This window comes from Paractinoplanes maris (assembly GCF_023544465.1).
GTDB classification, from domain to species: domain Bacteria; phylum Actinomycetota; class Actinomycetes; order Mycobacteriales; family Micromonosporaceae; genus Actinoplanes; species Actinoplanes maris.
In genome coordinates, this window is record NZ_JALPVL010000013.1 from 293693 (window position 1) to 318883 (window position 25191).

A 25191-nucleotide genomic window follows, 5' to 3' on the forward strand; every position below is an offset into this window, starting at 1 on the left:
ACGTGCCATCCAGCAACAGGCGGGTGACGCAGCAGGACATCGCCCGGATGACCGGCGTCAGCCAGACGACCGTGTCGATCGTGCTCAACGAGCGCGACGACGCCGCCGTCCGCATCGCGCCGGAGACCCGGGAACGGGTCCTGCAGGCGATCCGCCGCACCGGCTACGTGGCCGACCCGATCGCCCGTCGCCTGGCCGACCAGCGCAACCGCTTCCTCGGCGTCTTCACCTACGAGCCGGTGTTCCCGGCCGGGCTGGGCGACTTCTACCACCCGTTCCTGGTCGGCATCGAGGAGTGCGCCGAGAGCATCGGCTGCGACCTGCTGCTGTTCACCAGCGCGCCGGTGATCGACGGGCGGCGGCGCATCTTCGCCCAGGACAACCGGCTCCGGCTGGCCGACGGTTGCATACTGCTCGGCCGCTGGCTCGATCCGCAGGAGCTGTCCCGGCTGCTGGCCGAGGGGCAGGCCTTCGTCAGCGTCGGCCGGCGCGACGACGCGGGCGGTCCGGTTCCCTATGTCGGCGCCGACTATCCGTCGGCGACCGCGGCCCAGGTGCGCCGGGCGGCCGAGCTCGGGCATCGCAAGATCGCGTACGTCGGGGAGGGCACCGGTCCCGAGTCGCACGCCGACCGTTTCCGGGGCTTCACCACGGCCGCCGCCGAGGCCGGGATCACCGGCGTGCGGCTGCGGTTCACTCCGAACGTGCTCGACGAGCTCCGCGCCCAGGGCTGCACGGCGGTCTTCGTGGAGGAGTTCGCCGATGGCGCCCTGCTCGCGGCCGAGGCCGGGCGGCGGGGGGTGCGCGTGCCGGAGGATCTGTCGTTCGTCGCCCTCGGTGACCCGACCCGGCCGGCCAGCACGGATCTCGACTTCACCGGCTATCGGATCCCGCGCCGCGAGATGGGCTGGCAGGCGGTCGAGGTGCTGTCGTCGATCCTGGACGGCACGGGCGGCGAGACGCAGCGACTGCTGCCGTGCGAACCCGTGGCCGGCGCGACCCTGGCGGTGGCCGGTGCGTGAGCTTCATGCCGATGTCGTGGTGATCGGCGGCGGTCTCGGTGGGGTGGCGGCAGCTTTGGCCGCGCTGCGGGCCGGGCGGTCGGTGCTGCTGACCGAGGAGTACGCCTGGCTCGGCGGCCAGTTGACCAGCCAGGCCGTCCCACCCGACGAGCACAGCTGGGTCGAGCAGTTCGGCGTCACGCGAAGCTACCGGGCGTTGCGCGAGGGCATCCGTGACTACTACCGGTCGCACTTCCCGCTCACCGAGCGTGCGCGGCGCACCCGCGACCTCAATCCCGGGGCCGGGCACGTCAGCCGGCTCTGCCACGAACCGAGGGTCGCCGTGGCGGTGATCGAGCAGATGCTCGCCCCCCATCGGGGGTCCGGCCGGCTCACGGTGCTGCAACCGGCCGTACCGGTGTCGGCCGAGACCGACGGTGACCGGGTCAGCTCCGTGACCGTCCGTCATCTCGGCGAGGACATCGTGCTCACCGCCCCGTACGTCCTGGACGCCACCGAGACCGGCGCGCTGCTGCCGATGACCGGCACGGAGTATGTGACCGGCGCCGAGTCGAGCGCGGAGACCGGCGAGCCGAGCGCGCCTGCGACGGCCGGCCCGGCCAACATGCAGGCGTTGTCGGTGTGCTTCGCGATCGACCATCTCGACGGCAATCACACGATCGACAAGCCCGACGCGTACGGGTTCTGGCGCGATTACCAGCCGCCGTTCTGGGGCGCCAGGATGCTCTCCTGGCAGACTCCCAACCCGCGCACGCTCGAGACCTCGACCCGCTCGTTCACCCCCAACCCGGACGACGACCCGTGGCTGGTCGACGCCGATCAGCGGGTCAACCCCGGCGACGGCAACCTGTGGACGTTCCGGCGCATCGCGGCCCGGCGCAACTTCGCCGACGGCTTCTACCCGAGCGACATCTGCCTGGTGAACTGGCCGATGATCGACTACTTCGAGGAGCCGTACGTCGACGTGCCCGACCCGGCCGCGGTCGAGCGCGCGGCCCGGGGGCTGTCGCACTCGGTGCTCTACTGGCTGCAGACCGAGGCGCCCCGCCCCGACGGTGGCACCGGGTGGCCCGGCCTGCGGTTGCGCGGCGACGTCACCGGCGGCCCGGACGGGCTCGCGATGGCCCCGTACGTGCGGGAAGCGCGACGCATCCGCGCCGAGTACACCGTCGTCGAGCAGGACCTGTCGCTGGTCATCCGCGGCGACCGGGGCGCGGTGTCCTACCCGGACTCGGTCGGCGTCGGCATGTACCGCATCGATCTGCACCCCTCCACCGGTGGCGACAACTACATCGATGTGGCCTCGTGCCCGTTCGAGATCCCGCTCGGCGCGCTCATCCCGCAGCGCGTCGACAACCTGCTGCCGGCCGGCAAGAACCTCGGCACCACGCACATCACCAACGGCTCGTACCGCCTGCACCCCGTCGAGTGGAACACCGGCGAGGTGGCCGGCGCGCTGGCCGCCTTCTGCCTCGACCGCTCGGTGTCGCCCCGGGCCGTCCGCAACACCCCCGATCTGCTCACCGAGTTCCGCCACCACCTGAGCACCGACGGCGTCGAGCTGCGCTGGCCCGACATCAGCGGTTATTGAGAGAGGAAGCCAAAATGAGAAAGACCGTTTCGATAGCCGCCACCTTCGCGCTGATCGGCGCCCTCACGGCCTGCGGTGGCGGGGGCGATGCCGGGTCGGACGGCCCGGTCACCCTGCGGATGACCACCTGGTCGGCCAACCCGGACCACGTCAAGCTGTTCGACACGATCGCCGCCGAATACAAGACGACCCACCCGGACGTCACCGTCAAGTTCGACGCCCTGCCCTTCGAGAACTACACGACCACGGTCACCACCCAGATCGCCGGTGGGAACGCGCCCGACATCGCCTGGATCCTCGAAGGCGCGGCGCCCGACTTCGTGGCCTCCGGTGCGCTGACCGCGCTCGACGACAGCATCGAGGACGCGGCCGGCCTGGTGCCCACCGCCACGGCGCTCTGGAAACAGGACGGCAAGCTGATGGCGTACCCGTTCTCGACGTCGCCGTTCGGGGTCTTCGTCAACACCGACCTGCTGAAGAAGGCCGGGCAGACGTTGCCCACCGGTGACAAGTGGACGTGGGAGAACGCGGCCAAGGTGGCCGCCGCGACTGCCACCAAGACCGGCAAGCAGGGCCTGGTCGTGCGCGACTTCGACTACAAGGACTGGACCAACCTGGCCACCGTCTTCCGCGGGTGGGACGCCGAGGCCTGGAGCGCCGACGGCAAGACCTGCGGCTTCGACCAGCAGCCGATGGTCGACGCGATGACGTTCCTGCACAAGGCGATCTTCACCGACAAGGCACTGCCCGCTCCGGGGGTGGCCGCCGACTTCTTCGCGGGCGAGTCGGCCATGACCATCGCGCAGATCTCGCGGGCGTCACTGCTCGAAAAGGACGGCTTCGGCTGGACATTGGTGCCGCTGCCGGCCGGGCCGGCGGGTGACTACTCGGTGATCGGTCAGGGTGGTCTCGGCGTACTCAAGAAGGGCAAGCACGCGGCCGCGGCGCAGGACTTCGTCAAGTTCTTCACCAGTCCGGCCAATTCCGAGAAGCTCGCCCAGTTCTTCCCGCCGCCGCGGCAGTCACAGCTCAACGCGGCGACCTTGGCCAAGGCGAATCCGTTGCTCAAGCCCGAGCAGTTGCAGAGCGTCGTGATCGACGGAATCGAAAGCGGCGTGGTGAAGCCGAGTCACACCGGCAGCGCCGAGATCAACCAAGCCGTACGCTCCGGTCTCGACCCGCTGTGGAAGCCCGGCGCCGACGTCGCGGGTGTCCTGAAGGGCGTGTGCACGGCCATCAACCCGCTGCTCGCCAAATGACCGTCGTGCTGGACCGGACTGCTCCGGCGGCCCGGTCCACCGGCCCGCGTCCGTTCTGGACCACCCGCCGCCGTGATCAACTCACCGGATACCTTTTCATCACGCCGGCTCTGCTCGGCGCCGCCGCCTTCGTCTTCCTGCCGCTGGTGCTGGTCGTCTGGTACAGCCTGCACGAATGGAACGTGCTGGCCGATACGTTCAATTTCGTGGGCGCCGACAATTACCGCAAGCTCGCCGAGGATCGGAACTTCCCGTCCGTGCTGCGCGCCACCGCATTCTTTTCGATCGGGCTGGTGGTGCTGAATCTGGCCCTGGCGCTGCTTCTGGCCGTGCTGCTGAATCAGAAACTGCGCGGCACCACTTTCTTCCGCGTGCTGTTCTTCTCGCCGGTCGTCGTGTCGCTGCTCGCCTGGACGATTGTCTGGGGTTTCCTGCTGCAGGACAACGGCGGCATCAACGGCCTGCTCGACGCGGCCGGCATCGACGGCCCCAACTGGCTGCGGTCGGGCGGCACGGCGATGGCCTCGGTCGTGGTCGTGCAGGTCTTCAAGAACGTCGGCCTCAACATGGTGCTTTTCCTGGCCGCGTTGCAGGGTGTGCCGCCGGAGCTCTACGAGGCCGCCCGCACCGACGGCGCCGGACCCTGGACCATTTTCCGCCGCATCACGCTGCCGCTGATCAGCCCGACCATCCTGCTCACGTCGATCATCACGGTCGTCGGGTCCTTGCAGGTATTCGCCCAGATCAGCGTCCTGACACAGGGCGGCCCCGGCACCTCGACAACGGTCCTGGTCTATTACCTGTATCAGCAGGCGTTCCAATTCCACGCCTTCGGCTACGGCGCCACGCTGTCCGTGGTGCTCTTCCTGATCGTCCTGGCCCTGACCGTTCTGCAATGGCAGATGCGCAAGAGGTGGGTCTTCCATGAGCGTTAAAGTCAAGGTCTTCCTGTACGGGATCCTGCTCGTCCTGTGCGTGCCGTTCGTCTTCCCCACGTGGTGGATGATCACCAGCTCGTTCAAGCCGAACGCCGAGATCTTCTCCCCGTCGCTGTGGCCGTCGTCGTGGAGCTTCGAGCCCTGGCGGCAGGTCTTCACGATGCAGCCGTTCGCCCAGCAGTACTTCAACAGCGCGTACATCGCCGTGGTGGTCACCCTCGGCACCCTGGTCGTGGCGGCGATGGCCGGCTACGCCTTCGCCCGCATCCGGTTCCGCGGTCAGAACGTGCTCTTCCTGGTCGTGCTGACCGGCCTGCTGATCCCGAGTGAGGTGACGATCGTCCCGCTGTTCCGCATCTTCAACAGCCTGGGCCTGGTCGACACCCACTGGCCGCTGATCCTGGTGCCGATGCTGGGCCCGTCCAGCGTGCTGGCCACGTTCATCATGCGGCAGTTCTTCATCACGCTGCCCGGCGAGCTGGAGGAGGCCGCCCGCATGGACGGACTGGGCCGCCCCGCCATCTTCCGCCGGATCGCCCTGCCGCTGGCCCGGCCGGCGCTGGGTGCGGTGGCCATCTTCACGTTCCTGCACAGCTGGAATCTCTACCTGGAGCCGGTCGTCTACCTCTCGACCCGGACGAAATACACACTGCCCCAGGCCCTGACCCAGTTCACCGACGCCTACCAGGGCCAGCTCTGGAACGTCCAACTGTCAGCGGCTTCGATGACCGCCATCCCGGTCCTGATCGTCTTTGTGCTGGCTCAGCGTCAGTTCATCGAAGGCCTGGCCCACACCGGCCTCAAGGGCTGACCGCCCGTCCCGCTGCCCTGGTGGTTGCTTCCCGCGGCCCACTGCGCTGCCGGTGGGCTGGGCCGTGCACTCGGTCCGCGGCCCGTTCTGCCCCCGTCGGGTTGGTAGCGTCAGGAGATGGACAAGCCGCGTGTGCTGGTGATCGGGCTGGATCCCTACCGCGTGCCGGGACCCTGGGATCCGGCACCGGCCGCCGAAGGTATCGCGGCCGGGATGGCGAAATTCGCGGAGGCCGGGGTGGGAGCGGAGAGCTGCCTCGTGGGGCTCGACGGGAGCGACGACATCGGGGCGGTGGTGACGGCCGCGCTCGCGCAGCGATCGTGGGAGGTCGTCGTCATCGGTGGCGGCATCCGCAAGAACGAGGAACGGCTCGACCTGTTCGAGCAGGTGATGAACCTCGTACACCGGCACGCGGCGGGGGCGGCGATCGCCTTCAACAGCACGCCGTCAGACACCTTCGAGGCCGCGGCGCGCTGGTTCCAGCCCGCGGAGTGATAGCCGTCGGACGCCGCGGCTTGCTGGTTCCAGCCCGCGGAGTGATAGCCGTCGGACGCCGCGGCTTGCTGGTTCCAGCCGGCGGAGTGATAGCCGTCGGACGGGTTCGAGGCCGCGGCGCGCTGGTTCCAGCCTGCTGAGTGATCGCCGGCGGCGGTGGCATCATGCTGCGATGCGGACGTCGGTGAGTGGTGTGCACGCGGTGGTGACCGGCTTGCGAGCGGGGGACGACGTCGAGGCGTCGCAGCAGGACGAGGTGCTGACCTGGCTGGAACAGACCGACGACGTGTATCGGCGGGTCAAGCCGGCCACGCCCGACCGGCACCTGGTGTCGTACGTCGTGCCGGTCGACCCCCGTGACGGGGCGATCCTGCTGGTTGATCACGTGAACGCCGGTCTCTGGCTGCCGCCGGGCGGGCACGTCGAGCCGGACGAGGACCCGCTGGTCAGCGCCCAGCGCGAGATCGGCGAGGAACTGGGACTCGACGGCTCACTGGTGTCGCGCGAGCCGGTGTTCCTCACAGTCACGCGCACCGTGGGAATCGACTCAGGACACACCGACGTGAGCCTCTGGTATGTCCTGCCCTGCGATCGGACTCAGCCGCTGACGGTCGACGAGGGCGAGTTCCACCGGGTGCGATGGTGGTCCCGCTCCGAACTCGCCGAGGCCGACCCCGCCCGATTCGACCCCCACTTCTCCCGGTTCCTCAACAAGATCTCCGACTGATCCCCGCTGCCCTCACCCGCACCAAATCGCGTATCTGCGCTCGGATCCGGCCTGCCCCCGCTCGACTGCGCTCGGGTCCGCCCTGCCCCCACTCGACTGCGCTTCAATCCGCGCCAAGCCGCTCGACAGCGCCGGATCCGCACCGCTTCAACGGGCCGCGTTCCCCTGGCGGCGCCTGGCTTTACACTGCTTTCTACGGCGCGGCGAGCAGGTGACGGGCGCCGGCTGTCAGGAACAAACAGGCAGGCCGAAGTGCTTGATCGTAATGTCGGCCACCTCCCTGGGGGACAGCGTGGTGTTGTCGACGCGCAAGTAGTCTTCGCGGCCGTCGAACTCGGTCGTCGAGTTGAGCTTGTAGTCGGAATCCGCCTGGAGCAGCAGATCTCGGGAGCGGTCGAGATCGCGTTTCGACGGCTTGGCAGCCAGGCGGTCGGCGCCGCCGTTGCGATCCAACCGTGCCGCCTGCGTCGCCTCCAGCTCGAGATAGCGGACCTGGGCACCGCGCCGGATGAACGGCTCCGCGTAGCCGGCCACGGCCTCGGCATCGCCGGGATGGTCGAAAGCCCAGACGTACGTGAAAACGAGCCCCGGAAGGTCGCCGGCCGCCACTTCCTCGAGGACGCTCGTGCGGAAGCCCTCGACCAGCCGGTGGAACGGCGGCGTACCGAAGTCGAAGAAGCGCAGGACCGGCTCGATCGTCAGGTGATTGTGGAACACGCGATAGCCGGTGCGGGCGGCGATCGCCTCGCCCACCGTCATCTTGCCCACGGCGGGTGGGCCGATGACGAAGAGGAGGTCGGTCATGCGCGGCAGCGTAGCCGGGATCGAAAGGGCGGTGCTTCGGGTTTCCACAGCCCGCCAAGCCGAGCATCCGGCCTGTGGACAACGGCGGAACCAGCGGTGCACGCGATTCATCAGCGTGCCGGACTCATCGGCGGTGTGCGAGTCGTCAGCGGAGCGCGCGGTAGAGCAGCAGCAGACCGATGACTGTGCCGAAGGCGACGATCACCGCGCGCAGCACATGCGACGGCATGCGGCGGGCCAGCTTGGCCCCCGCGTATCCGCCGATCACCGTGGCCGGGGCGAGGATGAGGACCGCGGCCCAGTTGACCGGCGCGAAGACCGCGAAAATCAGCAGCGTGACCAGCCCGACGGCGGCCGAGAGCACGTTCTTGAGCGCGTTGATGCGGTTGAGCGGCTCGTCGAGGATCAGCGCGAGCGCGGCCACATACATGACACCGAGCGCCGCACCGAAGTATCCGCCGTAGATCGCCCCGACGAAAACGACGACCTGCAACGAGACCGCGGCCCGGCGCGCCGACATGTGCCGCGGATGCCCGACCAGCCCGCGCAGCCGCTCCTGGAACGCCAGCGTCGCCGCCGCCGCGAGCACCAGGAACGGCACGATCAGCTCGAACGCCCGCGCCGGAGTCAGCAACAGCAGCGCACACCCGCCCACCGAGCCGAGCACGCTGGTGGGCACGATCCGGGTGAGCCGGCCGCGCTGCCCCGCGAGGTCGGCCCGGCTGCCCACCACGCTCGACACGTAGCCCGGAAAGACCGAGATCGAGTTCGTCACGTTGGCCGCCACCGACGGCAGCCCCGTCGCGATCAGGCTGGGAAAGGTGATCAGCGACCCGCCGCCGGCGATGGCGTTCATCGCCCCGGCGGCGAGGCCGGCGACCACCAGCAGAAGGACATGTGCGACATCCATGGTGAGGTCGAATCTACGGCCCGGGCGGTCGGCGCGGCAGCCGGCGAGGCGGCCCGTAGACTGACGGGGCGATGGACGAGTCGGCCAGGCGGTCGCGTCGGCACCCTCCGGGGTGCCGCCGAGGAACGTCCGGACTCCGTAGAGCAGGGTGGTTGTTAACGGCAACCCGGGGCGACCCGCGGGACAGTGCCACAGAAAACAGACCGCCGGTCCGCAAAGGCCGGTAAGGGTGAAACGGTGAGGTAAGAGCTCACCAGCACCCCGGGTGACCGGGGTGGCTAGGTAAACCCCACCCGGAGCAAGGCCAAGCAAGGCCACGGCCGCGAGGCGGTGGCCGGCGCAGGCGTTCGAGGGCTGCTCGCCCGAGCCTGCGGGTAGGCCGCAAGAGCCGAGCCGGCAACGGCCGGCCGAGATGGATGACCGCCCATGGCGGCCTCAGGGCTGCCAGGACAAAATCCGGCGTACAGGCTGACTCGTCCGTCGCCTACCTGGTCAGGGTGCCTTGCACCCTCATTCACGTGGCAATTCGAACGTCAGTTCTAGTTGACGTTGGTCAATGTTGGTCGACGTTTGACGGCCCAGCCACGGCCCAGACGGCCCAGACACGGCCCAGGAGAGATCTTCAAAGCGAGGGGGTCGCCTACCTGAGCGGGCATCCCGTCGCGCAGGCTACGCCCGGGCAGGCGCGGTCTGGCTGCCTCCCGGTGTGCGATGGGTACCCGCCGGGCTTCGGCATCCCAGAGCCGCCGGGTCCAGGGCGGGTAGCCCGGCCGCCGGAGGCTCGATCCGGGTCGTAGGGCCGGAGGCCCTGCCCGCCGGAGGCGTTAAGTACCGGTCTGAAATGCGCTGGGCTGAGTTGCCTTGTGAATTCTTGATCACTTCCTGTACGAGCTTGTTGTCCCTGCGTATGGGCGGCGGAAGGATGGTCCGCGCGGCGGGGGTCGTGCACAAACATTTGGGGAGATCGTGGCGGTAGGACTACATGAAAGGTCAAAGGGTGAGGTGCCGGAGCTCCCACGCCGGGAGCCGTACCGGACCTGGCCCGGCGGGCTGGCTGTGCTGGCGGTCATCGTCGCGTACGTCAGCCTCTGGGTCGTCCTGGACGACCACACGAAGCCGGACCTGCAGCCCATCACTGCGGGCTCGGTGCAGCAGGTCGGGCCGGCGGTGAGCTTCGTGCCCGTGGCCGGCTGGTATCTCGATGCGACCGACTCGTCGCAGAGCGACTCGACGTCCTCGGTGGTGCTGGTCGGTCAGGCCGGGCAGTTCAACGTTCAGGTGCTGCCTTGGGAGGGCACGCTGGCCGAGGAGGTCGAGCGGCAGAAGGGCATCGACGAGGCGATCGGTAAGGCCCGGGTGATCGACAATGACGCCACCTTCGCGACGGCGGGCGGCGTGAGCGGTACGACGTTCAGCTTCTTCGATCAGGAGGATCAGGGCCGGATCTGGGTGTCTGTCGACGAGGCCGCGGACCGGGCGATCGTGATGGTCGGGCGGAGCCCGGACTCGGCGTTCGAGCAGAGCCTGCCCGACTACCAAGCCATGATCGACAGCATCCGGACGGAGCAGTCATGACGACACTGGACAATCCTCCGGCCGCTGTTCGCGGGCCCGTGGGCGTGGACAGCTTCTTCCAGCCACGGCGGTTCGCGTTCTGGCTGCTGATCTTCCTGCTGGCCAACGGCCTGTTCTCCGTGTCACGAGAGCTCTACCAGGGTTCGCAGGTCGTACCGGTGACGGTGTTGCTGGGCCTGCTGGTCTGGACCCTGTACACGGCGATCCCGCTGTGGTTCTTCCACCAGCAACTTGACCTGTTCGCCCAGCACCCACCGCTAGGATTCGTCCTGGCCTTCGCCTGGGGCAGCCTCGGTGCCATCTACCTGGCCGGGCCGGTGAACACGGAATTCCTGTCGGTGTTGTCCAAGACGACGAGCCCGGAGTTCTCCGAGGACTGGGGCGCGGCGATCGTCGGGCCGACGACCGAGGAAACCCTCAAGATCCTCGGCGTGATCCTGCTGGTGCTGATCGCCCGCACACAGTTCCGCACTCTGCTGGCTGCGGCCAGCATCGGCGCGCTCGTGGGTCTGGGTTTTCAGATTTCCGAGGACCTGAGCTATACCCTCAGCCAAGGGCTGTCCTATCCCAGTCCCAACGAGATCACTCCGGTCGTGCAGATCGTGCTCGTGCGCGGCATCCTGTCCGGGCTGTGGAGCCACGCGCTGTTCACCTCGATCGCCGCGATCGGCATCGGGTACTTCCTGACCCGCCGGCACAAGCCGTTCGGCGTCCGGCTCGCGGTGGCCGTGGGATTCTTCCTGATCGCCTGGTCCATGCATTTCCTCTGGAACTCCCCGCTGTTGGAGCCCAGCAATCTTGTCCAGATCTTCCTGCGCGGGCTGCCGCTGTTCGTCCTGGGCGCCCTGTTGTGGTGGCTCGCCGGACGTGACGAGGCGACCAACCTCATCGCCATCGCGGATGCCTACATCGACGGCGACGACCTGATCACCCCGGAGGAACGGCACGCGCTGGGCTCACTGCGCAGCCGCCGGAAGCTACGCCGTCAGGCCCGTAAACAGCACGGCCGCAAGGCCGGCAGGATTTACCACGAGCTTCAACGCAAGCAGCTGCATCTGGTCATGCAGTATGGCCAGACCGGCCCGGGCCCGCGGGCCGACCAGGACAAGCTCGAGGTCCGCATCCTGCGCGACCGCTACGAGACCGCCGCGGCCAAGACCCCTGGCCAAGCCCCGGCCGCATCACCCAGCTGACCGATCCGCGCGAAGCCCCGGCTGCCTCCCTTCACCGGAGGAACCGGGGCTTCGGCATGTCCAGCGGTGGCGCCCTGGTCTGCGCCGGGCCGCGCCGGGAGCAAAGCGGCGAGGCACGGACGGCGTCCCGGCGTTCGAGGCGCTGCCGGGCTCCTTCGCCGAGCGGCTCGGCCCCGCGCTCGACGACCTGCTCCGGGCGGCCGCCGTCCGCCCCGACGACCTGCTCAACGCCGTGGCCTTGCTCTGCCAGTCGATCGAGAGCAAAGGCCTCCCGTACGCGGAACGCATGGTCGCCATCCTGCTCGACAGCCTCGCTGTGCGGAGCTGATCAGCTCGACACGACGACCGAGGTCTCCGGATCGTGGGGCAGCGGCGAGGTGGTGCCGACGATGAAGCGCGCCCGTTCCCAGGGCCGGTCGTCGAGCAGGAACGGGATCTCCTCGGCCATCCACTCGTCCCAGTTGAGCTTCGCCTCGGGCCCGGTCCGGCCCTCGGTGGCGATGTCGCGGAGGAGCGCGCGCCGTTCGGCCTCGGCGAAATCGGATTGCGCCCAGATCGCGACGTCGAGGTAGGGCACCAGCGATCGGCGCGAGACGCCGACGCCTTCGAGGATCACGGTCGACGCCTCGGCCGGCACGTCGATGTGTCCCGCGCGACCGAGTCGTTCCCAGGCCGGCAGGCGGTAGTGCACCGGCTCACCGGCGTGCAGCGGCTTCAGAATGCCGTCGATCATCAGGTCGTCCCACCCGAAGCGGGCGTGGTTCCAGGCCACGTCGTCCGAGTGCACGACGGCCGCGTTGCCCAGCGTCCGGCCGAGCAGGCCGGCCAGCACGGTCTTGCCGCCGCCGCCCCGCCCGTCGACGGCAATGACGCGGGGGCGTCCGTCCGGCGTCCCGGCTGCCTCGGCCACCGCCCGCGCGAAGGCGTCCGCCGACTCGACGCTCCATGGTCCGAACGACGGCTCTCCTGGCCCGAGTTCCATCCCCCTGTTCTACCCGAGAAGCCGTGGAGGCGTCGGGTGAGAGGAACGGGGGTCGACCCGAGTGGGAGAGCAGAAGCGCCGAGGAACACCGCGTGAGCGAGGCAGGGCGGCGGGTGAGAACGAGTGCGCGCTCAGGCCAGGTCGGCCGGGTTGGTGTTGGCGCCGCAGAGCAGGACGACCACGCGCTCGCCGTCGGACGGTACGTAGGCCCCTGACGTCAGCGCCGCGTAGGCCGCCGCGGTCCCGTGCTCGACCACCAGGCGGTAGTCGTCCCACAGGCCACGGCGAGCGTCCACGATGGCCTGATCGTCGACCAGCACCGACGGTGTCCCGGTCAGAGCGGCCATCTCGTACGCGATCTGCCCGGCCCGCCGCGCCCCGAGCGAGTCCGCCGCCACCCCGGACACCGGCACGTCGACCGGTGACCCCGCCGCGAGTGCCGCATGCAGCGCCGCCGCCGTGACCGGCTCCACCGCGACCACGCGGACGCCCGGGTGCAGAGCCGCGATCACCCCGGCGATCAACCCGCCCCCGCCGACTGCCACCAGCACGGTGTCGAAGCCGCCGGGGAGTTGGTCGGCCAGTTCGAGGCCGAGCGTCCCGTTGCCCGCCACCATGTGCGGGTCGTCGTAGGCGTGGCAGAAGAGCGCGCCCGAGCTCTGGGCGGTGACCACCGCCGCCGCGTAGGCCTCGGCGTACTCGTCGCCCACCTGAACGACCCGGGCGCCGAGCTTGCCCAGCTTGGCCACCTTGACCGCCGGCGCCGTCACCGGCACGAACACCTCGGCCGGGATTCCCAGCTCACGGGCCGCATAGGCGGCGGCCAGTCCGGCATTACCGCCCGAGGCGGCCACGATGCCCGCGGCCGGCACCGGTCCGGCGGCGAGGATCTGGTTGAACATGCCCCGCGTCTTGAACGAGCCGGCGTGCTGCGTCTGCTCCAGCTTGAACCAGAGCCCCTCGCCGGCCGGCATCACGGGCGTGCGTCGCACCCGGCTGCCGAGGCGCGCGGCTGCCGCCCGTACGTCATCGGTCGTGATAATCATCAGGCGAAACTCTAGGCGATGCTCCAGCTCATGGGTCGCGACGCCGCCGGGGTGCGTTCACCGACGAGGCGCGCGAGGTCGATCAATCGGTTGGAGAAGCCCCACTCGTTGTCGAACCAGCCGCGTACCTTGACCCCGCCGTCGGCCGTGGTCTGGGTGCCGGAGGGGTCGAACAGGCAGGACGCCGGGTTGTTCTTGACGTCGATCGACACGGTGGGGTCGGGGTCGTACGCCAGCACGCGCCGCAGTGGCCCGGCGGCGGCCTCGGCCATGGCCCGGTTGACCTCCTCGACACTGACCGGGTGGTCGGTCTGCCCGGAGAGCTCGGCCAGCGAGCCGATCGGGGTGGGCACGCAGTAGTAGCTGTACCGCATCTCGCCGATCTCGGGCAGCGCCACCCGCACCAGGTCACCGACCACGTAGTTGTGCGGGATGATGCTCTCGCCGGTGGCCCGCCCCAGCCGGGGGTCCTCCCGCGAGGTGCTGGTCACCGAGTCCTGCGCCTTCTGCCAGCCCTGGGTGGCCAGCACGACCGACGTGTTCACGCCGCGCAGCCCGAACCGGTCGAGCAGCACCTTGGCCATCACGGTGAGAGCGTTGACACCGCAGGAGCCGGGGGAGACGACGTCGTGCTGCGCCGGGTCGTACGTGCCCTGATTGGCCCCGAACATCAGGAACGCGTCCGGCTCGTCGGCCGACGCGCTGATCACGACCTTGCGGGCGCCGCCGTGGGTGATGTGGGTGCGGGCCAGCGTGCCGGCCCGGAAACGCCCGGTGGCCTCGATGACGACGTCGACTCCGGCGTCGGCCCAGGGAATGCGCTCGGGTCGTTCATGGTGGAACGCGCGGATCGCGTGGTCATTGACGACCAGGTGATCGGCCCGAGCCGTGACGGTGCCCGGGAATGCGCCTCGAATACTGTCCCGGCGCAGCCCATAGGCCATTTTCTCGGTCGATGCAAGGTCGTTTATAGCGGAAATGGATATGCCGAGATCGGGTGTCGCGGCGACGATCCGCGCAAGACTGCGGCCGATTCGCCCGAATCCGTTGATACCGATCGTGACGCTCATGGGAAGGCTCTCCTCGGCCGATTTGTCGGTGGTGTCGCGTGTGACGGGGTCGTACGGGTACTCGGCGTCACATCGTCGACACTATGAGTCGTGCAACTTGCACGTCAACGCACGGCGCATCACACGGGGTGAGTGATTCACGCCGGGTCGACGGCATCCATGGTCGTCTTCGTGCCCATCGACCTGCCGTTCCTCTCGAATGGTCCGTCCAGGATCTGCGCCTTCCGGATGAGGGATGCGTATTTCGGCCAGAGCCGGTTCCTGTGAAACAATTCATCTGCCGGGAAACGTCATTCGGGAATCGATCGGTGGGCGGCGGCAATCACGCGCGTGAGGGCGGCGTGCAAGGACTCCAGTTCCTCGATTGGCATGTCCAATCGGGCCACGATCGCGGGCGGGATCTTCTCGGCCTCCGCCCGCAGCGCGCGGCCCTCGGCGGTCAGGGTGACGGCGAGGCTGCGCTCGTCGGCCGGGTCGCGCTGCCGGTCGACGTACCCGGTGGTCTCCAGCCTTTTCAGCAGCGGGGAGAGGGTGCCCGGGTCGAGCTGGAGCAGCCGGCTGAGATCCCGTACGGACAGCGGAGAGTGCTGCCAGAGGGCCAGCATCACCAGATACTGCGGATGAGTCAGGCCCATCGGCTCGAGCAGCGGGCGGTAGAGACCGACCACACCGCGCGCGGCCACCGACAGCGCGAAGCACACCTGGCGTTCCAGTTCGAGAGGGTCATCGGCCACCTTGCCAGCTTAGCGATTAGTTGGTGCCCCAACGATCCTTGGCGTAGACGGCCCCGAGCAGTGCCAGCAGCAGTCCGGTGAACCACAGCATCGACGTCGTCGCGGCCAGGTAGCGGCCGGCCAGGCCCAGGCCGAGCACGGGACCGACCAGGCCGAGGTAGGCGATCAGGAACAGCCCGGCCAGGCTCTCGCCGCGCTGCTGGGCGGGGGCGTTCGCGGCGATCGTGCCGACGGCCGACTTGAACAGGCTGCCCGCACCGGCGCCGGCGACCGCGCCGCCGATCAGGAAGAGCGGGAGCGACGCCGTCCACATGCCCGCGGCCAGTGTGACCAGACCCACGGCCTGCGCGATCAGGCCGCTGAGGAACCGGGCGCGCGGGGTGAGGCGTCCGCTGAGGGCCTGACTGGCCGCGCCCGCGCCGAAGACGACGAACACGGTCACGCCGGCCAGCAGGCGGCTCGGGTGGTGCAGTGCCCCGGCCACGAAGCTGGGCGCCAGCGAGGTGAACAGCCCGAACACGGCGAACGCGGCGAAGGCCGACGTGGTGGCGACCAGGACGGCCGGGCGGGGGCCGGCGATCCGCACACCCTGCGGCCGGTACTCCGGCCTCACGGCCGGCGCGGTCACCGTCTCGGGCGCGGCGGCGACGGCGATCATGCTGAGGCCCAGCAGGACCAGGAAGACCGCGTACGGCGTACGCAGGGGAGCCGCCACGAACTGCGCGAGCGCACCCGCGACCAGCGTGCCGGCGCCGAGCCCGCCCAGGTTGGCGGCCGACGACACGACCTCGAAGCGCGTCCCGGAGGCCTGCGGACGGTGCGCCTTGTGCAGTTCGAGCAGGTACGCCGTGGCGGTGGCAGTCAGCAGGCCGACGCCCAGCCCGGTCAGGAACCGGGCCGCGATCAGGCCGGGCAGCGCCGGCCAGGTGAGGAAGACCACGCCCGCGAGGATCTCCAGAGCGAGCGAGGCCTGGAGCACGCGGCGCCGTCCGGTCCAGTCCGAGACGTGGCCGGCGAGCAGCAGGCTGGTGATCACGCCGATCGCGTATACGGCGAAGACGACGGTCACCGTGAGCGCCGAGAACCCGTCCACGCGCTGGTAGAGCGGGTACAGCGGGGTGGGCACGGTCGAGAAGGCGAGGGCGACGAGATAGACGGCGGCGATGAGCCAGAAGCCGCGGCCGTGCCGCGACGAACCCCTCTCGACGGGAGCGGGGCGGTGGTCGGTCAAGACGGTCATACCTGGAGAGTGCGTCGGCTCAGCATCACCACCAACGATGATTGATGCTCGGTACAATCACGAGCTGTGCTGGAACTCCGCCATTTCGAGTATTTCGTCGCCGTCGCCGAGGAGCGCAACTTCACCCGGGCCGCGGCCCGCCTGCACGTTGTGCAGTCCGGCGTCTCGGCGGTGATCAAGGCGATGGAACGCGAGCTCGGCGCCCGGCTGCTCGACCGCACCTCCAAGCGGGTCGAGCTGACCGACGCCGGGGAGGCGCTGCTGCCCCGCGCGCGGGCTGCCCTCGAGGCCGTCCGGGAGGCGCGCGACGCCGTCGACGAGGTGCGCGGTGGCCTGCGCGGGACGGTCCGGATCGGCACGCTGACCTCGGTCGGGCTCATCGACGTGCCGGCCCTGCTCGGCGCCTTCCACCGGCTCCACCCGGACGTCGGCCTGCGCCTGCACGTCTCGCCGCGGGGCTCCGACGGCCTGCTCACCTGGCTGGCCGACGGCCTGCTCGACCTGGCGATCGTGTCGGCGCCGGGCCGCCCGCCGGCCGGCCTCCGGGTGCGGCCGGTCGGTTCGCGCCGCCTCGAGCTGGTGCTGCCCGCGGGTCATCGGCTGGCCGGGGCGGCCACGGTGCGCATCGCCGACCTGGCCGGGGAGTCGTTCGTCGACTTCCCGGCCGGATACGGCAACCGGACCGTCGTCGACAAGGCGTTCGCCGACGCCGGCGTGCAGCGGCACGTGGCGATCGAGGTCACCGACATCGCGAACGGTGCCGGCTTCGTCCGGGAGGGCCTCGGCGTCGCGATCCTGCCGCCGTTCGTGGTGCCCGACGACCGTACGGGTCTGGTCCTCAAGAGCGTGGCCGACGCCGACCTGGAGTGGCCCCTCGGCCTCGCGGTCTCCGCCCTGCGCAGGCCCAGCGCCGCGGCCCGGGCCCTTCTCGCCCTCATCGACGAGAAGGTCGGTTAGACCGAAACGGTCCCATGAATGCCTTTCGTCCGTAAAGCTTTCCTCTAACGGGTCGAGAGGAGGAACAGTGGCGGAGCAACAACCAGCCGAGTCGGTGCTGCGGTTCCGGCGGTTCGCGCTGGCCGTCTGTGTGATCGGCGTCCTCGTCCAGCTCGGCCTGACCGCGTACTACCTGGGCATGGGACACAAGGCGCAGCCGCACGACGTCCCGGTCGGGCTGGTCGCGCCGGCCGCGGAACGAGCCGAGGTCGTGGGCCTGTTCACCGGGCAGGGCTATTTCAAGGTCACCGACTACGCCACGTCCGACGATCTCGAGATCGCCATCAAACGCCGGGACGTGTACGGCGGGGTCGACATCACCGGCACCCAGCCGCACCTCTACGTCGCCTCGGCCGCCGGCCCGGCCGCCGCAAACCTGCTGCGCACCACGTTCACCACGGTTGTGCAGCAGCAGACCGCCGCGACGCTGGCCGAACTGGCCGGGACCGGCAAACGGATGCCGGTGGCCCAGGCCCAGCAGCTGAACGCGCCCCCGCCGATCACCGACGTGGTGCCGCTGCCCGACGACGACGTCAACGGCGTCTCGCTCGGCTTCATCACCCAGGCGCTGGCGCTCGGCGGCACGGTCGCCTCGATGGGCCTCGGCCGTCTCATCCCGCGCACCCGCCGCTCCTGGCGCCGGGGCATCGCGCACGTCAGCACGCTGGCCGTCTATGCCGTCGCCTCGGCCTCGGTCGTCCTGTGGTCGATGGGCTGGTTCAGCGTGGGCATCACCGCCGACCGCGGCGAGATGCTGGCCATCTTCTCGTTGATCTCGCTGGCGATCACCGCCTCCACCGCGGGTGCGGTGGCCCTCTTCGGCCCGCCCGGCGCGGTGATCGGCGCGCTGTACTTCACGCTGGGCACGGTGATCTCGGGCGCGAGCATCCTGCCCGAGTTCCTGCCCGACTTCGGCCGGATCCTCGGCGCCAACCTGCCGACCGGCGCCGGCGTGCAGGCGGTGCGCGACAACCTCTACTTCCCGGCCGCCGAGATCAGCCACCACCTCATCGTGCTGTCCCTGTACGCCGGCATCGGCGCGGCGGTCGTGCTCGTCACCAACATGCTGCCGAACCGCCGCAACCGGACCTCCGAGGTCGAGCTCGACCTGGCCCACCGCCTCGAGGGCGCCGAACGTCGCGAGCCGGTGAACCTGCCGTAGGGCCTCAGGTTTCCGCGCGGGTGCCGAATGGGAGTGGCGTGGGGATCGAAAGAGTGGGCTCGCGGATCGCGGACATTCAGAGCCGCATGATCGCGCTGCAGACGCAACAGACCGGCCGCAACGTGCAGCCGCCGTCGACCACGTCGACGTCCGGCGCCCAGGGCGGCACCTTTGCCAACGCGTTGGAGGAAGCGGTCGCGCAGACCTCCACCGGGAACAAGTCGTACTCGCTGAACAGCAAGGGCATCCCGACCGACCTGGCCGCCTACGGCAACGGGCGGATCCCGGCCAGTGCGCTGGAGCAGGTCGGCAGCACCCGGCACAAACTGTGGGCGCCGGCCGCCCAGTCGCTCAACCAGATGATCAACGACGCCAAGAAGGACGGCGTGACCATCGGGATCACCGACTCCTACCGCCCGTACGCCGAGCAGGTCGACCTGGCCCGGCGCAAGGGCCTCTACTCGCAGGGCGGGCTGGCGGCCAAGCCCGGCACCAGCGAGCACGGCTGGGGCATGGCCACCGACCTCGACCTCAACTCCAAGGCGCTGTCCTGGATGAAGCAGAACGGCGAGAAGTACGGCTTCGAGATGAACGTGCCGCGGGAGAGCTGGCACTGGGCGTACAAGCCGAAGTCTCTGTAGCCCGGTCAGACCCGGGCGATCAGCTCGCCGTGGAGCAGGGACATCCAGCCGTCCGGGTCGGCCGACCAGCGCCGCCAGGCCTGCGAGAGGCGCATCAGGTCGTCGCGGGTCGCGGCGCCGGTGCGCTCGGCGGTCGCGGCCATGTCGGACTTCAGGATGCGGTCGGCCCACATGCCGCCCCACCACTCGCGATCGGCCGCGGTGGCGAAGCACCACGTGCTCGATGACGCCGACACGTCGGTCAGGCCGGCCGCGCGGGCCCAGGCGAGCAGGTGCCGTCCGGCGTCCGGCTCGCCGCCGTTGCCCCGGGCCACCCGCTCGTAGAGAGCCAGCCACTCGTCGAGCTCGGGCAGTCGCGGATACCACGCGAAGGCCGCGTAGTCGCTGTCGCGCACCGCGATCAGGCCGCCGGGCCGGGTCACCCGGCGCATCTCGCGCAAGGCGGCCACCGGGTCGCCCAGATGTTGCAGCACCTGGTGGGCATGCACGACGTCGAAGGTGTCGTCCGGGAAGTCGAGCCGATGCACATCGCCGACGGTGAAGTCGACGTTGGTCAGTCCGCGCCCGGCGATCTCGGCCCGGGCCAGGTCGAGTGCGTCCTCGGTCACCTCCAGGGCGGTGACCCGCGCCGGGGTGACGAGGCTCGCGAAGTCGCCGGTGATCGTGCCGGGACCGCAACCGATGTCGAGCACCGTCACGCCGGAGGAAAGATGCGGCAGCAGGTACTCCGCCGAATTCTCTGCGGTGCGCCACCGGTGTGAGCGCAAGACCGATTCGTGATGACCGTGCGTGTACGTCGCCATGCCCTCGACGGTAAGCCCGCCGTCTCTCAATGTGGGAGCATCTTCCCATGATGTGAAACAGTGACCGGTAACTGATTTCTCCCGGCGCAGATCAAGCCGTACTTTTGTCGGCATGAGGATCGGCATTGTGGGCGCGACGGGACAGGTGGGCGGCGTCATGCGGCGCATCCTGGCCGAGCGTGCCCTTCCCGTTGAGCAGCTTCGTCTTTTCGCGTCCGCCCGCAGCGCGGGCCGCACCCTGCCGTGGGGCGACGGCGAGGTGACAGTCGAGGACGCGTCGGCCGCCGACTACAGCGGCCTCGACATCGTCCTGTTCTCGGCGGGCAAGGGCAGCTCCAAGGAGCTGGCCCCGCGCGTGGCCGAGGCCGGCGCCGTGGTCATCGACAACTCGTCGGCCTGGCGGATGGACCCCGACGTGCCGCTGGTGGTCAGCGAGGTCAACCCGGATGCCGCGCGCCACCGGCCCAAGGGCATCATCGCCAACCCCAACTGCACCACCATGGCCGCCATGCCGGTGCTGCGCCCGCTGCACGACGAGGCCGGGCTGGTCGCGCTGATCGCCACCACCTATCAGGCCGTCGGCGGCGCCGGACTGGCCGGCGTCAGCGAGCTCGACGAGCAGATCAAGAAGGTGGCCGACCGCGCCACCGAGCTGACCTTCGACGGGTCCGCCGTGGAGTTCCCGGCCCCGCGCGCGTTCGCCAAGCCGATCGCGTTCAACGTGCTGCCGCTGGCCGGCTCGATCGTCGACGACGGCCGCAACGAGACCGACGAGGAGCAGAAGCTCCGCAACGAGAGCCGTAAAATCCTCGATCTGCCGTCGCTGCTCGTCTCGGGCACCTGCGTCCGCGTCCCGGTCTTCACCGGCCACTCACTGCAGATCAACGCCCGCTTCGCCCGGCCGATCAGCCCGGCCCGGGCCCGCGAGCTGCTCGCCTCCGCTCCCGGTGTCGAGTTGTCCGACGTGCCGACCCCGCTCGAGGCGGCCGGCCGCGATCCCTCCTTCGTGGGACGCATCCGGGCCGACGAGACGGTCGACAACGGTCTCGCGCTCTTCATCTCGAACGACAACCTGCGCAAGGGCGCCGCCCTCAACGCCGTTCAGGTCGCGGAGCTCGTCGCCACCGAGTTTTAGATCTCCATAGTTCACGACCGCCCCGGCCACCCGGCCGGGGCGGTTTTTGTGCTCTTGCCCTCATGCTCCAATGTGGAAATCTAGGACTTTTTGCCCGAATCGGTGGCGGATGGTCGGTTTGAGGTGCAGAGTGATTGCATGAGCGACAGTGGGTCCGGCGGCGGCTACTTCTGGTGCCTCCGCCACCATCGAGTCGAGAGTGGCGACGACGTCTGTCCTGCCCAATATCGTCTTGGCCCCTACGCCACGGCCGACGAAGCCGCGCATGCCCTCGAGACCGTCGAGCGGCGCAACGCGGACTGGGACGCCGAGGATGCCCGCTGGAACGGGGAGGTCGGCTGAGAGCTGGCGCCGGCCCTCTGAGTCCACGCCGCCTCCAGCTTCGCTATCGATCGTTCTTGTACTGAACGTCGCAATCACTGAACCTCGCTCACTGAACGTCGCATTCACCAGATCTCGCTCACCGAACGTTGCAATCATCGAACGTCGTAAGGACTCAACGTCGCCAGCACCGAACGTCCCAAGCACCGAACTTCGCAAGCCCTGAACTTCGCAAGCCCTGAACTTCGCAAGCCCTGAACTTCGCAAGCCCTGAACTTCGCAAGCCCTGAACTTCGCAAGCCCTGAACTTCGCAATCACTGAACGTCGCAGTCTCCGTGCGGAGACAGCCCGCAGCCATTCGCGCAGTCATTCGCAAGGAGGAACACCCAGATGGCCGCTGCCAAAAAGGCGCCCCGCTCTGCCACCGGGGCGGACAAAAACCGCATTTCGCGTACGCCTGTTCGCGAGCCGGCGAAGCCGGTGACCAAGACCGCCGCGCGCGGTGCCGCCGCGAAGCCGGTCACCGCCAAGCGGACCGTGGCCGGAGCGGCCTCCGCCAAGCGGACCGTGGCCAAGGCAGCCTCCGCCAAGCCGGCCACCGCGAAGCCGGCCTCCGCCAAGCGGACCGTGGCCGAGCCGGCTCCGGCCAAGCGGACCATGGCGAAGGCTGCCCCGGCCAAGCCGGTCACCGCCAAGCCCGCCGTCGCCAGGCCGGCCGTCACCAAGCCGGGCGCCGCCCAGCGGGCCGCGGCCAAGCCGGCGGCCCGCAGGCCGGTGACTCCACGACGGACAGCCGCGGCGGCCGAGCCGGGCCCGGCCATGACCACGGCGACCATCGAGGCAGCCGAGCCGGCCACCAAGCGGGCCCCGGCCCGGAAGACGGCGAAGACCGCGGCCCCGGCGCGTGCCGGCGCCGCCCGGACAGCGGCGACCAAGGCTGGTGCGATGACGACGGCGAGCAAGACGACGACCGCGGCCAAGGCCGCGAAGAAGACGGCGGCAGCGAGCAAGACCGCAGCCCCGAAGGCCACGACGACGGCGGCCACCAAGACGGCAGTGGCCAAGACGGCCGCGGCCAAGTCGACGGTGGCTAAGGCGGCAGCGACCACGACGGCCGCTGCCAAGTCGGTAGCGGCGAAGGCGGCGGCGACCACAACGGCCGCGGCCAAGTCGGCAGCGGCGAAGACGGCGGCGGCAACCAAGTCGACGGCAACCAAGTCGACGGCGGCCAAGTCGACGGCGGCCAAGAAGGCGGCCACGGCGTCGAAGGCCGCTGCGGCGGGCACCGCTGCCGCGCGCAACGCGACGGCGGCGGCCAACAAGGCGGCGGCCACGACGTCCAAGGCCGGGTACAACCGCAGTGCCACGGCTTCCGCCAACAAGGCGGCGGCCACCAGCACCAAGGCGGGGTCCGCGGGCGCCCAGACCAGGGCCGACCGCAGCACTGCCGCGCTGGCCAACCAGGCCGCGGCCAAGTCGGCCAAGGCGGGCGCCAAGTCGACCGCGGCGGCCAAGAAGGCCACGGCGACCGCCGCCAAGCAGGCCGCGAAGAAGGCACCGGCCAAGGCCACCGCCTCGAAGGCCACCGCGGCGGCCAAGGCGGCCGCCACCAAGGCTCCGGCCCGGACGGCGGCCAAGAAGGCGCCCGCCGGCGCCACCGGATCGGCGACCCGGGCCACGAAGTCGACGCCGGCCACCAGGACCGCCCCGGCCAAGAAGGCACCGGCCACCAAGGCCACCGCCACCAAGGCCACCGCCACCAAGTCCGCGCCGGCCAAGCCGGCCAAGGCGACACCGGTCAAGGCCGCCACCAAGGCGACGAAGGCCGCGCCGCGCAAGACCACGGCGCCCAAGTCGCTCGGGCGGACGTCGGTCGAGAGCGCCGGCACTCCCACCCGTCCGTCCGCCGGTTCCCGGTCGGCGGTGGCCAAGGTGGCCGGTCTGAGCCCGGTCGCGGCGCGCGGCGGCAACAAGCCCGCGGCCACCCCGGCGGCCAAGCGGAGCAGCGCCAACGAGTCGGCGGCGACCCGCGGCCGGGCCGCCCGGTCGGCCAACGCCCCGCGGGCCGGCGCCACCACCAAGAACTCGTCGACCAACGCGTCGCGGGTGTCCAAGGCCACCACGGCCGCCGCCGCCCGTCAGGCCGCGCTGGGCAACACCCCGGCCGCGGACATGATGGACGTCGTGCCGGCCAAGGCCCGCAAGACGGCGGCTCGCCGCAGCCGGTAGTTCACGAAGTCGAAGGGCCGCGCCGCCGGGCGCGGCCCTTCGTGCTTGCCGGGCCCGATGCGGCCGGAACTGGTAGGAATAAGCCGTGCCGATCAGACGCGTGTGGGCGCTGCATATCGATTTCGCCGCGCTGAGGCGCGAGTTGCACCTGCCCGAGGAGTTCCCGCCCGAGGCTCTCGCGGAGGCCGAGGCCGCCGCCGCCGGGCCGCTGCCCGAGGCGGCCGACCGCACCGACGTGCCGTTCGTGACGATCGACCCGGCCACGTCCCGGGATCTCGACCAGGCCATGCACCTGAGCCGGCGTCCCGGCGGCGGTTACCGGGTGCTCTACGCGATCGCCGACGTCGCCTCCTACGTGCGCCCGGGTGGTGCGCTCGAGGCCGAGACGTGGGTGCGCGGCCAGACCATCTATCTGCCCGACGGCCGGATCCCGCTGCATCCGCAGGTGCTGAGCGAGGACGCCGTCAGCCTGTTCCCGGACGTCGAGCGCGCGGCCGTGGTGTGGACGATCGACCTGGACGCCGACGGGGCGATCGTCTCGGCCGGGCTCGAGCGGGCCCGGGTGCGCAGCCGGGCCAAACTGAGCTACGAGGGTGTGCAGCAGCAGGTGGACGCGGGCACGACACCCGAGCCGCTCGCCCTGCTGCCCGAGCTGGGCACGCTGCTCGCCGCCCGCGCCACCGATCGCGGCGCGGTGAACCTGCCACTGCCCGAGCAGGAGGTCGAGGAGCACGAGGGCGGCTGGCGTCTCGTGCTGCGGGCGCCGCTGGCCATCGAGGAGCACAACGCGCAGATCTCGCTGCTCACCGGCATGGCCGCGGCCGATCTGATGCTGACCGGCGGCGTGGGTCTGCTGCGCACGATGCCCGCGCCGAAACCGGAGGCGATCGGGAAGCTCCAGGCCGCCGCGAAATCGCTGGGCGTGCTGTGGCCCGCGGGCGCAGCGGTCGGCACGGTGGTGGCCACGGTCGACCCGGCCGCCCCGCGCGGGGCGGCGTTCCTCGACCAGGCGGCCGACCTGTTGCGCGGTGCGGCGTACACGGCGTTCGACGGGACACCGCCCGAGCAGACCGGGCACGGCGGGGTCGGTGCGCCCTACGCCCACGTCACGGCGCCGCTGCGGCGGCTGGCCGACCGCTACGCGACCGAGGTCTGCCTGGCCGTCGCGGCCGGCGTCCCGATCCCGGAGTGGGCGCGGGCCGCTCTGCCCCGGCTGCCCAAGGCGATGTCCGAGTCCGATCGGCTGGCCGGCGCGGCCAACCGCGGTGCGATCGACCTGGCCGAGGCGGTGCTGCTGCACGACCGGGTGGGGGAGCTGTTCGAGGCGGGCGTGCTCGACCTCGACGAGCCCTCCAAGAACCGGCCGGCGGGTGGCACGGTCGCGATCGACGAACCCGCCGTGCGGGCCCGCTGCCTGGGTGCGCTGCCCTTGGGCGCACGCATCCAGGCGCGGCTCGTCGAAGCGGATCCGGCGACCCGCAAGGTTCACTTCGAGCAGGCCTGAGG

Annotated in this window: 24 protein-coding genes and 1 other RNA gene; 17 read left to right on the plus strand and 8 right to left on the minus strand. The window is 70.2% G+C overall.

Annotation, left to right across the window (positions count from 1 at the left end; translation table 11 throughout):
• Positions 1 to 23: 23 nt before the first annotated feature.
• The 7 genes from NAG42_RS45170 (at position 24) to NAG42_RS34600 (ending at position 6843) form a co-directional block, all read left to right on the plus strand.
• Positions 24 to 1022, plus strand: coding sequence for a LacI family DNA-binding transcriptional regulator (locus NAG42_RS45170; protein ID WP_250036238.1), 999 nt, complete (start codon positions 24 to 26; stop codon positions 1020 to 1022).
• On the plus strand, positions 1015 to 2613 hold the full coding sequence (locus tag NAG42_RS34575; RefSeq protein ID WP_250036239.1) for an FAD-dependent oxidoreductase: 1599 nt from the start codon (positions 1015 to 1017) through the stop codon (positions 2611 to 2613). Before NAG42_RS45170 ends, NAG42_RS34575 begins: the two co-directional genes overlap by 8 nt.
• Positions 2614 to 2627: 14 nt before the next feature.
• Entirely contained in the window at positions 2628 to 3872 is a 1245-nt protein-coding gene (locus NAG42_RS34580) for an ABC transporter substrate-binding protein (RefSeq protein ID WP_250036240.1), read from the plus strand.
• Complete coding sequence (locus NAG42_RS34585; protein WP_250036241.1) at positions 3869 to 4807, plus strand: carbohydrate ABC transporter permease; 939 nt, start codon at positions 3869 to 3871, stop codon at positions 4805 to 4807. Before NAG42_RS34580 ends, NAG42_RS34585 begins: the two co-directional genes overlap by 4 nt.
• Positions 4797 to 5621 (plus strand): carbohydrate ABC transporter permease, encoded by an 825-nt coding sequence (locus NAG42_RS34590; RefSeq protein ID WP_250036242.1) that lies wholly within the window; start codon positions 4797 to 4799, stop codon positions 5619 to 5621. The genes NAG42_RS34585 and NAG42_RS34590 overlap by 11 nt, the downstream gene beginning before the upstream one ends.
• A 117-nt stretch (positions 5622 to 5738) precedes the next feature.
• Positions 5739 to 6116 carry a hypothetical protein gene (locus tag NAG42_RS34595; RefSeq protein WP_250036243.1) on the plus strand — a complete coding sequence of 126 codons (378 nt, stop codon included), beginning with the start codon at positions 5739 to 5741 and terminating at the stop codon, positions 6114 to 6116.
• A 172-nt stretch (positions 6117 to 6288) separates the two neighbouring features.
• Positions 6289 to 6843: an NUDIX hydrolase gene (locus NAG42_RS34600; protein WP_250036244.1), complete on the plus strand. Its 555-nt coding sequence runs from the start codon at positions 6289 to 6291 to the stop codon at positions 6841 to 6843.
• Between the two features lie 228 nt (positions 6844 to 7071).
• On the opposite strand, the gene NAG42_RS34605 is transcribed toward NAG42_RS34600, so the two are convergent.
• Positions 7072 to 7758, minus strand: coding sequence for a DEAD/DEAH box helicase family protein (locus NAG42_RS34605; RefSeq protein ID WP_250036245.1), 687 nt, complete (start codon positions 7756 to 7758; stop codon positions 7072 to 7074).
• Between the two features lie 34 nt (positions 7759 to 7792).
• Entirely contained in the window at positions 7793 to 8557 is a 765-nt protein-coding gene (locus NAG42_RS34610) for a sulfite exporter TauE/SafE family protein (protein WP_250036246.1), read from the minus strand.
• Between the two features lie 76 nt (positions 8558 to 8633).
• Between NAG42_RS34610 and rnpB the strand changes: the two genes are divergently transcribed.
• The 3 genes from rnpB to NAG42_RS34625 all read left to right on the plus strand — a co-directional run bounded on the left by rnpB (position 8634) and on the right by NAG42_RS34625 (position 11325).
• An RNA gene (gene rnpB / locus NAG42_RS34615) (RNase P RNA component class A) lies at positions 8634 to 9037 on the plus strand.
• Between the two features lie 522 nt (positions 9038 to 9559).
• Positions 9560 to 10132, plus strand: a complete 573-nt coding sequence (locus NAG42_RS34620; protein WP_250036247.1) for a hypothetical protein — start codon at positions 9560 to 9562, stop codon at positions 10130 to 10132.
• Positions 10129 to 11325 (plus strand): PrsW family intramembrane metalloprotease, encoded by a 1197-nt coding sequence (locus tag NAG42_RS34625; RefSeq protein WP_250036248.1) that lies wholly within the window; start codon positions 10129 to 10131, stop codon positions 11323 to 11325. Before NAG42_RS34620 ends, NAG42_RS34625 begins: the two co-directional genes overlap by 4 nt.
• A gap of 328 nt (positions 11326 to 11653) precedes the next feature.
• Here NAG42_RS34625 and NAG42_RS34630 read toward each other — a convergent pair whose 3' ends face one another.
• The 5 genes from NAG42_RS34630 to NAG42_RS34650 all read right to left on the minus strand — a co-directional run bounded on the left by NAG42_RS34630 (position 11654) and on the right by NAG42_RS34650 (position 16397).
• Positions 11654 to 12307: a uridine kinase family protein gene (locus tag NAG42_RS34630; RefSeq protein ID WP_250036249.1), complete on the minus strand. Its 654-nt coding sequence runs from the start codon at positions 12305 to 12307 to the stop codon at positions 11654 to 11656.
• Between the two features lie 131 nt (positions 12308 to 12438).
• Positions 12439 to 13350 (minus strand): threonine/serine dehydratase, encoded by a 912-nt coding sequence (locus NAG42_RS34635; RefSeq protein ID WP_250036316.1) that lies wholly within the window; start codon positions 13348 to 13350, stop codon positions 12439 to 12441.
• Positions 13351 to 13364: 14 nt separating this feature from the next.
• Positions 13365 to 14423, minus strand: a complete 1059-nt coding sequence (locus NAG42_RS34640) for a type I glyceraldehyde-3-phosphate dehydrogenase (RefSeq protein WP_250036250.1) — start codon at positions 14421 to 14423, stop codon at positions 13365 to 13367.
• A gap of 290 nt (positions 14424 to 14713) precedes the next feature.
• Complete coding sequence (locus NAG42_RS34645; protein ID WP_250036251.1) at positions 14714 to 15157, minus strand: MarR family winged helix-turn-helix transcriptional regulator; 444 nt, start codon at positions 15155 to 15157, stop codon at positions 14714 to 14716.
• 16 nt (positions 15158 to 15173) lie between these two features.
• A complete protein-coding gene (locus NAG42_RS34650; RefSeq protein WP_250036252.1) occupies positions 15174 to 16397 on the minus strand; it encodes an MFS transporter in 1224 nt (407 codons plus the stop codon).
• 66 nt (positions 16398 to 16463) lie between these two features.
• Between NAG42_RS34650 and NAG42_RS34655 the strand changes: the two genes are divergently transcribed.
• The 3 genes from NAG42_RS34655 to NAG42_RS34665 all read left to right on the plus strand — a co-directional run bounded on the left by NAG42_RS34655 (position 16464) and on the right by NAG42_RS34665 (position 19196).
• Entirely contained in the window at positions 16464 to 17354 is an 891-nt protein-coding gene (locus NAG42_RS34655) for a LysR family transcriptional regulator (RefSeq protein ID WP_250036253.1), read from the plus strand.
• A 67-nt stretch (positions 17355 to 17421) separates the two neighbouring features.
• Positions 17422 to 18555, plus strand: a complete 1134-nt coding sequence (locus NAG42_RS34660) for an ABC transporter permease (RefSeq protein WP_250036254.1) — start codon at positions 17422 to 17424, stop codon at positions 18553 to 18555.
• Positions 18556 to 18593: 38 nt separating this feature from the next.
• Positions 18594 to 19196, plus strand: a complete 603-nt coding sequence (locus tag NAG42_RS34665; protein ID WP_250036255.1) for a M15 family metallopeptidase — start codon at positions 18594 to 18596, stop codon at positions 19194 to 19196.
• Between the two features lie 5 nt (positions 19197 to 19201).
• On the opposite strand, the gene NAG42_RS34670 is transcribed toward NAG42_RS34665, so the two are convergent.
• A complete protein-coding gene (locus NAG42_RS34670) occupies positions 19202 to 19999 on the minus strand; it encodes a class I SAM-dependent methyltransferase (protein WP_250036256.1) in 798 nt (265 codons plus the stop codon).
• 112 nt (positions 20000 to 20111) lie between these two features.
• On the opposite strand from NAG42_RS34670, the gene NAG42_RS34675 reads away from it, so the two are divergent.
• From NAG42_RS34675 to NAG42_RS34690, 4 genes are all read left to right on the plus strand, one after another.
• Positions 20112 to 21134 carry an aspartate-semialdehyde dehydrogenase gene (locus NAG42_RS34675; protein ID WP_250036257.1) on the plus strand — a complete coding sequence of 341 codons (1023 nt, stop codon included), beginning with the start codon at positions 20112 to 20114 and terminating at the stop codon, positions 21132 to 21134.
• A gap of 138 nt (positions 21135 to 21272) precedes the next feature.
• On the plus strand, positions 21273 to 21476 hold the full coding sequence (locus NAG42_RS34680) for a hypothetical protein (RefSeq protein ID WP_250036258.1): 204 nt from the start codon (positions 21273 to 21275) through the stop codon (positions 21474 to 21476).
• A gap of 370 nt (positions 21477 to 21846) precedes the next feature.
• Positions 21847 to 23685 (plus strand): hypothetical protein, encoded by a 1839-nt coding sequence (locus NAG42_RS34685; protein ID WP_250036259.1) that lies wholly within the window; start codon positions 21847 to 21849, stop codon positions 23683 to 23685.
• Between the two features lie 85 nt (positions 23686 to 23770).
• Positions 23771 to 25189 carry an RNB domain-containing ribonuclease gene (locus NAG42_RS34690; RefSeq protein WP_250036260.1) on the plus strand — a complete coding sequence of 473 codons (1419 nt, stop codon included), beginning with the start codon at positions 23771 to 23773 and terminating at the stop codon, positions 25187 to 25189.
• Positions 25190 to 25191: the final 2 nt, after the last annotated feature.